The organism is Paraburkholderia sp. UCT31 (assembly GCF_014397655.1).
In the GTDB taxonomy this organism is placed as follows: Bacteria; Pseudomonadota; Gammaproteobacteria; order Burkholderiales; family Burkholderiaceae; genus Paraburkholderia; species Paraburkholderia tuberum.
The window spans coordinates 1-9,642 of the sequence record NZ_VZQP01000116.1; the positions used below are offsets into that span (position 1 = coordinate 1).

The 9,642-nt window shown below is 55.0% G+C and carries 9 protein-coding genes and 1 pseudogene; 6 read left to right on the forward strand and 4 right to left on the reverse strand.

Annotated elements, in window-relative coordinates; translation table 11 throughout:
• From F6X40_RS40320 to F6X40_RS43025, 3 genes are all read left to right on the forward strand, one after another.
• Nucleotides 1–362 (forward strand): tyrosine-protein kinase family protein (locus F6X40_RS40320; RefSeq protein ID WP_410452725.1); only part of this gene is annotated, 362 nt, incomplete at its 5' end.
• Nucleotides 363–590: 228 nt separating this feature from the next.
• Nucleotides 591–863 carry a hypothetical protein gene (locus F6X40_RS43020; protein ID WP_262421733.1) on the forward strand — a complete coding sequence of 91 codons (273 nt, stop codon included), beginning with the start codon at nt 591–593 and terminating at the stop codon, nt 861–863.
• Nucleotides 853–1,107, forward strand: coding sequence for a hypothetical protein (locus F6X40_RS43025; RefSeq protein ID WP_262421734.1), 255 nt, complete (start codon nt 853–855; stop codon nt 1,105–1,107). Before F6X40_RS43020 ends, F6X40_RS43025 begins: the two co-directional genes overlap by 11 nt.
• Nucleotides 1,108–1,568: 461 nt before the next feature.
• Here F6X40_RS43025 and F6X40_RS40330 read toward each other — a convergent pair whose 3' ends face one another.
• Nucleotides 1,569–2,585: a glycosyl hydrolase gene (locus F6X40_RS40330; protein WP_262421735.1), complete on the reverse strand. Its 1,017-nt coding sequence runs from the start codon at nt 2,583–2,585 to the stop codon at nt 1,569–1,571.
• Nucleotides 2,586–3,800: 1,215 nt separating this feature from the next.
• Between F6X40_RS40330 and F6X40_RS40335 the strand changes: the two are divergent.
• Together F6X40_RS40335 and F6X40_RS40340 are read left to right on the forward strand one after the other, a co-directional pair.
• A pseudogene (locus tag F6X40_RS40335) lies at nt 3,801–4,397 on the forward strand (sugar transferase); the annotation flags it as partial.
• 104 nt (nt 4,398–4,501) lie between these two features.
• Entirely contained in the window at nt 4,502–5,626 is a 1,125-nt protein-coding gene (locus tag F6X40_RS40340; RefSeq protein ID WP_187631731.1) for a glycosyltransferase, read from the forward strand.
• Between the two features lie 281 nt (nt 5,627–5,907).
• On the opposite strand, the gene F6X40_RS40345 is transcribed toward F6X40_RS40340, so the two are convergent.
• The 3 genes from F6X40_RS40345 to F6X40_RS40355 all read right to left on the reverse strand — a co-directional run bounded on the left by F6X40_RS40345 (nt 5,908) and on the right by F6X40_RS40355 (nt 9,038).
• Nucleotides 5,908–6,828: a glycosyltransferase gene (locus tag F6X40_RS40345; protein ID WP_187631732.1), complete on the reverse strand. Its 921-nt coding sequence runs from the start codon at nt 6,826–6,828 to the stop codon at nt 5,908–5,910.
• A 99-nt stretch (nt 6,829–6,927) separates the two neighbouring features.
• Nucleotides 6,928–7,869, reverse strand: coding sequence for a glycosyltransferase (locus F6X40_RS40350; RefSeq protein WP_187631733.1), 942 nt, complete (start codon nt 7,867–7,869; stop codon nt 6,928–6,930).
• Between the two features lie 257 nt (nt 7,870–8,126).
• Nucleotides 8,127–9,038: a polysaccharide deacetylase family protein gene (locus tag F6X40_RS40355; protein WP_090811951.1), complete on the reverse strand. Its 912-nt coding sequence runs from the start codon at nt 9,036–9,038 to the stop codon at nt 8,127–8,129.
• 402 nt (nt 9,039–9,440) lie between these two features.
• Between F6X40_RS40355 and F6X40_RS40360 the strand changes: the two genes are divergently transcribed.
• Nucleotides 9,441–9,642, forward strand: a 202-nt coding sequence (locus tag F6X40_RS40360) for a Wzz/FepE/Etk N-terminal domain-containing protein (protein ID WP_187631734.1), incomplete at its 3' end; no start/stop codon positions are given.

Here is a 9,642-nt window from a genome sequence, read left to right on the forward strand (position 1 = left end):
TACCGGAGAACCCGGCCGAGCTTCTGGTGAGCGAACGCATGCAGCAATTCCTCGCGAAGACGAGCGAATACGATATCGTGCTGATCGACACGCCGCCGGTGCTCGCCGTCTCCGACGCGACCGCGCTTGCGGATAGCTGCGGCACCGTTATGCTGGTGACCCGCTTCGAGACCACTTCCATTGCGCAGGTGGTGGAGGCGACCGCGCAGCTCAAGCAGGCGAATGCCCGGGTGAAGGGTGTGATCTTCAACGGGATCGATACGGATGTCTATCGCTATAGTCTGGGCGCGCGCGCAGACCTCTATCGCAGTGCTTCCTATCTCGATGCACTGCCGGCCAGTGGAGAGACAAAGAAAGACTAGCCTTGACGGCGCGAGGGCCGTCGTCACGAATGACGATGAAAAATCAGCCGACTTTCGGCGTGGATGATTGGCGGATATCAAAGACTCATTCGTCAGTGTCGCTGGAGTTGTACTGAGTCAGGCGCTCAATTTCGTTTCGATTCTATTGATCGGGAAGTTCTGCGGGCCGACGGCTCTCGGGTACTTTTTATCCGCTCGTTAATCGGCTTGCGTCTGGAGGTTGCGTGCATGGCGGCGGACAAGGCCCAGGCCGTGCGTGCAATGACGAGTTCCAGCGCCGTCGCCATACCGATCGGCCCGCGCTTGGTGGCCACGATCATTTCCGGCCCCTCCGATTCGATTCCGGTGATCGCCCTCGCATTCGGCGTGTTTCTGCAACAGACGCTGGGTAAAGCGCTGACCAGCGAAAGGGAGTACACGAAGATCGCCACGGTCCGTTTCTTATCGATCACTGCGTTCGCCGGGCACTTCATCTGCCTGATGGCGCTTTTTGAAAGCTGAGCGCACGGGCAGCGGCGTCTTCATCTATGGCGGGATCTTTCCGACCTCTCTGTTTGTGCCGCCGGCGTCTGCCATTTTGATGCTGATGATATTCGTCCATCGCGACGCCGGCAGCTTCGCGCTCGCCTACCGCGTCGGCTATTTTCGTACGTCACGGTCTTCTGAACCCGCGCGCCGCCGGCGATGCAATGCGCTTGCCATTCTGAAGTTTGGCGCCGAAAGCGTGGCTAAACCCGTGGTATAGTGAGTTCGATTATTAGGTCGGCATCCATCCGCAAGCGGGACATTGCGCTTTTGTCAATCTCTGCCGGACTTTGGATCGCCTTCATCACACTGTCCGGTGCCGCTAGGGAAGATTTCAAGCCATAGCTACGCCACCGATGACATCGTGCTGTTCAACTTCTCAAAAATTCGATGTGGTCGTAAAGGGAGTGGAAGATGGTAACTTTCTTGACGCATGCCGCCTGTCTGCTGATCGGCGTGGCGATTGGGGTCTTCGCGTGTGCGCTTTGCGTTGCGCGCGCGAGAGGATCAAAGGAGGAGAATTAGTCTCATCGCCCTCTTATGATCCATCCGTCATTGCGGATGTCCGCTGCTTCCTCTTTGCAACACCATCAAGCACGTTGGAGCAGGGCAGAACGGCAAAATGACGCAAACGGCGGAGTCGGCGTTCGCGTTCATCTCATCGATTGCAATTAGACGCCTTCACTGGACCGGGGTCAGGTAGGGACCCGATAGAAATCGCTGCGATCGCGGGATGCTCGCGGTGTAGGCCCGAATAGCGGCGGCAAGCTGCGGACAAATCAGGTTACGGTTGTAATCGTAGATTGAGTAGCCGTCGCCTTCCCCGTTGCTCGGATCGCCGTTACGCACGACATACCAGAACGCCTTTGCCACCGAACCGTTGTCCATCAGCACCTTCAACTGATTGAATGCCGCGAGTTGTCCGGCGTCCGTACGGGTCGTCCCGTTGTTGGTTTCCGTGATCCAGATCGGCTTGGGACCGCTAGCGACCAGATTCGAAACGGTCATCTTGAACGACTGCATCAGCGTTTGGTAGTCGGCGCTGCTGAAGTACGGATGAACGTCGACGACGTCGATCGTGGTGTTCAACGGGCTGGAAGCACTCTTCGTGTTGTTACCCATTGCCTTGATGTAGTCGGTCGCCTGGATCAGCTCGCTGCCCGCGGGCGGTTGCCAGCCGTTATTCGGGTACGCCGAGTTGTAGAAGTACGAGATGCCCTGAGTGTGCAGAACCGTTTTGTAGCCCGACTGGCTTTTCGTGTTCAGGATCTGCCTGGCTTCCGAATAGAGCGTCTTGCTGCGGTTCAGAATGTATCCGGAGATACCGTTCGGATCGCCGTAAGACGGGTCCGAAGCGGAGAACGACCAGTTGGTCTCATTGAACAGTTCGAGGTCAGCCGTAAAGGGCAGAACGACGTCCATGAGCGAGCCGAGATACTTCGTGAACGTCGCGTCGCAGAAGTCGAGTCGCGGTGACGATGCGGTCGGCGGATTCCTGGTGGCCGGGCATTGGTATGCGCTAGACGGCGCGTACATGCCCACCTGGAAAAGAATCTTCATGCCGCGCGTGCGTGCGGCGTTCAGAAGCGACTTCAGAAAGGCCACTTTGTTGGGGTCCAGCGTGCTGCCGTCGGCCAGCGTCATGAAGTCCCACGAAACGCCGAGGCGAACCGTACCGACGCCCAATCCGGCAATCAAATCCAGGTCCTTTGAGCATTCGCTCAGCGCCGTCTGATCCGCACTCCAGAGATTGCAGTTCACGTCCATTGCAAAACGGTCATTTCCGCTTCCGGTGGGCGGCGGCTGCAGCGCCGCGAGTTGCTGAGCAGTGGCGGTAGAAGCGTTCGTTGTCTTGGCGCGACCGCTCTTCGCGAAGGCCGACATCGGCTGCCCACACAAAAGTGTTAAGACGGCGAATAAAAAGAAAAGTGTGAATTTCATTTCTCAACTATAAATGCTGTCGCCTGGAATTGGTCCGAAAACGTCAGAGTTAAGTGTGCCGATGAACATCAATTGTTGAAGCGACCGCTTTGACGGCACGGATATGTCGAACACGCGCATCGAATACCGTGTCGACGCCAGAGTCCCGCACTGACACTACGCTTCCGAACAGAGCGACTCAATCTTCCTAAGGATGCGCCCCCTTGTTCGGCATCAGTCCCAGCTGAAGTTTGTTGTGTGACGCAATGCCTCACTATCAGATTTCCGACGCCGGTTGCGCCCCGCTTGTCGGCATATCACGAAGTCTTCGCGTCGAACTCCGCAATAAGCGAATCGTCCGATCATGTACGGGAACGCACATCGATTCGTAGTGCCGAACCGGGATACTTGCGACTTCGATTTCTTTTTTCCTAAAGATGAAAACTGTCGTCTCTCTTTAGACAAATTCGAAATCACGAGCTTTCGAAAGAACGGTTACACGTCTGATAAAAGTATGCGTCTGACCTGAACGCTTTGTCATGATATTTACGAGTGGTACCTAACGATAAGACCAATCAAAGAACGAAGCCATGATTCGAGTTCTGCGTATTTGATTGTCAGAAGAACTGTTGGTGCACCTGATGAAGGCGACGTGTCGTGATCGAACTGTACGATGGCGAGTTTATGCGCTATTGCTAACATTCGCTTTTTGAGTGAGATGTTACGCTCGTCGTGACTCGTCAGTGAATCAATGAAATTAGCTTCACTAAACGATTCACTTCCACACCAAAATCTGTTTTGCAAGCGCAGGGTGCCTACGCCGGCATCATTCCCCACGAGTTTCCGAACTGAGGAGATAGTATGTTCGAATCCAACGCCACCGCGGATCCGAAACTGGAAGAGGCGTGCCTTGAGGCGAATTCAAAACAGGTCGCCCTGGATGACTCGAACCCACAAAGCGAAAACATCTTCGTCGCAAGGTGGGACGACGCAGTGAAGAGAACGATGGACGTTTGCGGGGCGTCGGTTCTACTCATCCTGCTCTTCCCGGTTCTTCTGATAATTGCGCTGGTAGTCATGAGCGATCACGGAAACGCCGTATATGGTCATCCGAGAATTGGCCGAGGAGGACGTACTTTCAAGTGCCTGAAGTTCCGCTCCATGGTGAAGAACTCGGATGAAGTTCTCGCCAAACTGCTCGCAACCGATCCGCAGGCTCGTGCGGAATGGGACCGCGATTTCAAGCTCAAAAACGATATTCGTGTGACGCCGGTTGGCCGCATTCTGCGCAAGACGAGCCTCGATGAGTTGCCGCAACTATGGAACGTGCTGCGCGGCGATATGAGCCTGGTGGGACCCCGTCCTATCGTGCAGAAGGAGCTGGTGCGATATGGCCGCGATGTTCGTTACTACCTCGCGCTGAAGCCGGGAATGACAGGCTTATGGCAGGTCAGCGGGCGCAACGATGTGGACTATCCGACGCGGGTTTCGCTCGATGTCAAATACGCAATGAACCGCTCGCTGACATTCGATATCTCGATTCTTTTGAGAACCGTCAAAGTGGTGTTCGCGAAAGACGGCGCCTACTGAGCCGGCTGGGGTCCTTTCCCTGTCGTAGATTGCATGTCGTCCCGATCGCCGTGACCGATCGGGATGTGTTCCGCTATTGCTGCGCAATTCATGAGAAACATGTTATGAGAGTGGTCCACGTAATCGAATCGACTGCTACAGGAACGCTTGCAGTTGTGAGCACGCTTGCGACGCGCCTCGCCAAGGAAGGTCACGAGGTGTATGTGATCTATTCAGAGCGCGAGGAAACACCGAAGAATTTGCGCGCGATGTTTCACTCTGACGTCGTCTTGCAGCATCTGCAGATGAAAGGGCCATCATTGGCACGGATCATGTCTGTCTTGCGCCAACAACTCATCGAATTGAACCCGGATATCGTCCATCTGCACTCGTCATTCGCAGGTTTCCTGGGACGAATGTCGACCTTGTTTGCGTTGCCGTCAACGGCGCTTCTTTATAGCCCGCACTGCATCTCTTTCGTACGGCGAGACATAGGCAGGTTGAAGCGATACTGTTTCGCCGCGTTGGAGTTGCTTGCATGTGTGAAGAACTGCACATACGTTGGCTGCTCCGAGAGTGAATGCGCCGCTATTCGCCGTTATCTTCGGCGAGATGCAGTACTGGTCGAGAACGCGATCGATCGGGCTGTCAGTGTCCAGGGCAACAATCGTTTGCAAAGCGCCGGAAAAGTCGGATCGACGAAAAGGCGAAAAATTGTGACTGTCGGCGGCATTCGTGTGCAAAAGAATCCGCGATTGTTCGCGGAGATTGCACGCTCGTTTGATCGGGACGGCGTCGAGTTCGTATGGATCGGCGACGGCGACGCAGATCTCAGGAGGACGCTCGAGGACGCTGGCGTGCGTGTGACCGGTTGGCTTACGCGTGCTGACGTAATCGCGGCTGTGGCGCAAGCGGATATCTATTTGTCGACAGCTTCCTGGGAGGGAATGCCGATTTCTCTGATTGAAGCAATGACGCTCGGCACACCCGTTGTGGCGTCAGATTGTCCCGGCAATATAGACACCATTCGTCACAATTCGACCGGCGTTCTTTATCGGACGGCTGCGGAAGCGACTTCGCTGATCCGGAAGATGATAGCCGAGGATAAATTTCGTGAAGGTTTATTGCGGCGCGCGCAGGAGGAAGCGCGCAACAGATTCAGTGAAGATCGTTTCTTCAACAACATCGCGCTGCTTTATTCGGCCCAGTTGAGAAGCATTCGCCAGGGCCGTTCGGTGCTGAGCGAGTGACTACTGCGCGATTTGCAGCAAGCCGTCGTCTGGGACCGATTGCATAGAGCGCTCTTGCCGAAGTGAAGAGTAGCGGACAAAAGCCTCTTCACGCGCGTGACCATCAACTCTTCATCGATTCGCGCAGTCGGGACGGGCGAAGAACTGGCCCGAAGGTGCCGATGGGGCGCGGCAAGAATCGAAGCACCACTCCGTAACCAACGTTCACGGAACGCCGATCGCGACGAGACTGACTTTTGAGAAATGGTTTGCGCGTGTCATCGCGCAAACCATTTTAATTTTTAGAGCCGCGCGAGATATCGCTCCACGCCCGAGGCGGCGATTACATCTGTCCACCGCAAATGCAGCAGCGTGGAGGGGTCATTTTTCGGCACCATATCGCCGTGGAAATTGCAGATGCTAGAGAATACGTCTGGGCCCGTTACTTTACATTGAATTCCAAACTTGGCGGCGGCGTTCAGATTCGAAGGCGAGTCATTGCAGATGATTTTTTTGCCGAGCGCAGCATATTCCAGAAGCTTGGTCGGCGTCTGCACGTCGTACGGACGCTTGTACGGGATGGTTGAAATAGCAATCTCGCAGTTGCGAACCACCGCGAGGGCATCGCGTTGCGCAAGACGTCCCGTGAACAGGATGCCGGGCGATCGAAGATATGCGTCGGAGATTTCCTTTTCAACAGGCCCAATCAGAACGAGGGTATCCGAGTCGCGCTTGGCGGCCAGGAAGTCCCTGATGAAGCCGACAAAGCCGCGTTCCCGCGTTATCTCGCCCAGATAACAATACGTTCCCGACGGAAGCGCCTGGTTGCGGTCAGCATCCGTCGTGAAAATCCAATCTGGTACGCCCATCGGCAGGAAAACGGTATCTACGCCGTCGCGGAAGCCCATGACTGCACTCATTGAGTCGTTCTGAAATATTCGAAGATCGGGCCGCGGTTGAAACGTTTTCTTGATGCTGTCCTTTAGCGCACTGTTACGCCCGACAGACAGCGAGCGGTAATCGTGGATAACGTATTTTGCAGCAGGGATCCTGGGGTAAAAGCCCATGATGCACCAGAGAACGTACTCCTCCGGATTCTTGACTTTTTTGTAATCATCCAGTGTCCCTGACGTTACCTTACAGTCGTTTCTCACAAAATACTTCGTGTAGGCGTCTATCTCAGGATAATTCGCCTTGCCGGGGTGAAGAATGAATATCTGCATGTCATTACCACCGTTCAAATGTCGTCTCTTTGGCTGACTCAGTGCTACCAAGGGCAGTTCGAGTCGCATTCGTTGAAATGTCGCACCTCAATGGATCGGTCAAGCGTTGGTTAGCTTGATATCCGTTGGCAGAAATGTCGCGACGTTGGACTGCTCTATCACCCGGTCCCAAATGAGGTCTGCGAAGTCCGTCCGACGATTCGCCGTCGCACCGCGCGCGGCGTCTTCATCGATTCCGTCAAAGATGTTCGCCGTGGTGATCACACTATGGATGCCCATCTCTTCACAGCATCTGATATTCGACGGCGAGTCGTTGCACACGATTTTCTTGCCGAGCGCAGCATACTCGAGCAGCTTGGTCGGCGTTTGATAGCAGTGCGGCCGGTGATAGGGGAAATAGCACACCGCAACATCGGATTCGACCACGTGCTTCAGCGCCTCACGCTGCGGCAACGGCCCAGTGAAAATGATATTTTTTGCATTCGAAAATCTTTCGTAGATGCGCGGGTCCGGTTTTCCCACCAGGAGGAGGGAGACGTCGCGCTTCTGAAAGTTGTTTATAAATGCTTCCAGCACGCGATCGAAGCCCCGCTCGACGCTCATTTCGCCGATATAACAGAAATCAGCTTTCTTTTTGGTCTGACCGCCATCCTGTACCTCGAAGATCCAGTTCGGCACGCCCATGGGCAGGATCACACTGGGTACGCCGTGACCGAAACCCATGATCTCCTGTTGCCGTTTGTTCTGAAATATCCGCAGATTCGGCTGGCAATTGAAATACCGCTTCGCGACGTCTTTCATCGCCGGCCAGCCGCCAACGGAGAGAGAACGGTAGTCATGGATGACAAAGTCCGATTCAAACCGGTTCGGATAGAAACCCATGATTTCCCACAACACGAAATTTCGTTTGTTATCGAGCGCGCGGTAATCGGTGATTGTTCCGACCACCACATCCACGCCGCGCGCTTTAAAATAGTTTTGATAGGCAGTAATTTCCGGATAATTGGCGGTACCCGGAGACGTGATGAAGATTTTACGCATGCCGCCTTCCTTTTTAACCGTGGAGATAAGGAACAATAAGGCCGTTACGAATAATGCACTGGTGGTCCGGTTGCGCCTTTGATTGACAGGTGCTCGAACGTTGACCGCTTGTTCTGCTCGAAGCCGAGATCGCGCGCGATAGTATTTTTATTAGCGAATACCTTATCGTGACGATTCGCCGCCCTGGGTTGGATGCAGCGCGGCGCACGACGGTGTCGTACGCCGCTGCGCGAGCTGTCGCGTCGGCGCTGTGCTTTCTACGCCTGGTTCAATGCACGTGGTCTGCTAAAGATGCGCTGAGCCAGGCGCCTGACGCGTCCCAGTCGCAGATAGCGCGGCACCAATGTCAGGCCCGTGAGCTGCGCGGCGAACCACGACACGGAAGAGTCATCGTCAATGTCGAACGCCTTGAGTCGGAACGGGTCGCTTCCTTCGTCATTCCAGCCCACGTCGGTCGTGCGTGCGGTCTTGTAGCCGGCGGCCTTCAGCAGCTCGACTTCGCGCGGACCATAAATGCCATAGGGATACGCGAAATGCTCGCAAGGCTTACCTACGATCCGTTCTACCTCCGACTTTGACAGCGCAAGCTCTTCAAAGCATTCGTCATCGTCACAGAAGGTTAGTGTCGGGTGATAGCGTGTGTGAGACTGAAAGTCGACATAGGGGCGCATCTCTTCAATATGGGCGGCGCTGAGGCCACTAATCGTCGCCGCTGGGTCTGGCAAGTCCTGACGAAAGCCTCGCGCGTCGAGTTCAGCCAGGCGCTCGTGGTTTTTCATGCGAATCAGCCGCTTCACACCTGCATCCCTCGCGACAGGATGCAGGAACCAGTGAGTACGATCGTGCGCCACGACACTGCTGCAGATGTAAATGGTCGGGTACACCCCGTACTTGATGAATACGGGCAGCAGATTTGCATTGCCGATATGGCCGTCGTCAAACGTGACGGCCACGCGCGGGCGACCACTACCTCGCGAATTTGCCTGCGACAACGGCACGAACTCGACCTTGTCTTTCAGGTACTCAAAATGAGCCTCGAGCGTGGCGGGCGACGGATCGTGATAGAGCAGAATCGCGGTGCGATCGCGCCAGAGAAAGGCTCGAATCGCCGCGGGGGTTCCACTGAAAAGCAGCGCGCGTGTGAATATCTCACGCATCAATTGTTTCATATGCATCCCAAGCTAACGGCGTTAAACGGGATTGTGCCGTCACGGTCACAAAAGCGATGTGCGTTAGCGTACGGAGGTGATGACCGTCTTCAGATAGTCTGGGATACTAGTTAGTGTGAAATATACGCTAATTTTCCACCGAAGAATCTACTGCGGGGAAACAGTGGTTCAGCGGAGATTTAGGCAGTCTTATCTTTGTACGGTAAGACGATTATTCTGAAGTTGGTGGCGCGCAAAGCAGAGGAATTGTTGACAGATTGCGTTGCACACCGAACTGACGCGCGCAGCGCCCGCACCCAAAATGTTGCCGTCCCGTGACAAAAAGCGAGATCTGGCAACGCCGCATCGCCTGCACGTTAAATCGAGCTTCCATCCTTTTCGTACACCCGCCCTGGGGTTTCGATGAATCAGAACTCTCTGCTTACGAATGCTGCCGTGCTCCGGAATAACGATGTAAGTCTTTCGCGTTATTTCGACGTTCTAATGGCCAACCGTTGGCTGGTCGGTGGAATCGCCGGCGGCGTGCTCGCCGTGGGCGTGGCCTACGCGTTTATCGCGCCGTCGGTGTACCAGGCCGATATTCTCGTGCAGGTGGAAGACAGCA

Coding starts and splice junctions, on each gene's coding strand:
- F6X40_RS40345 (WP_187631732.1), bottom strand. CDS start 6,828: ATGCAGATATTCATTCTTCACCCCGGCAAGGCGAATTATCCTGAGATA.
- F6X40_RS40350 (WP_187631733.1), bottom strand. CDS start 7,869: ATGCGTAAAATCTTCATCACGTCTCCGGGTACCGCCAATTATCCGGAA.
- F6X40_RS40340 (WP_187631731.1), top strand. CDS start 4,502: ATGAGAGTGGTCCACGTAATCGAATCGACTGCTACAGGAACGCTTGCA.
- F6X40_RS40355 (WP_090811951.1), bottom strand. CDS start 9,038: ATGAAACAATTGATGCGTGAGATATTCACACGCGCGCTGCTTTTCAGT.
- F6X40_RS43020 (WP_262421733.1), top strand. CDS start 591: ATGGCGGCGGACAAGGCCCAGGCCGTGCGTGCAATGACGAGTTCCAGC.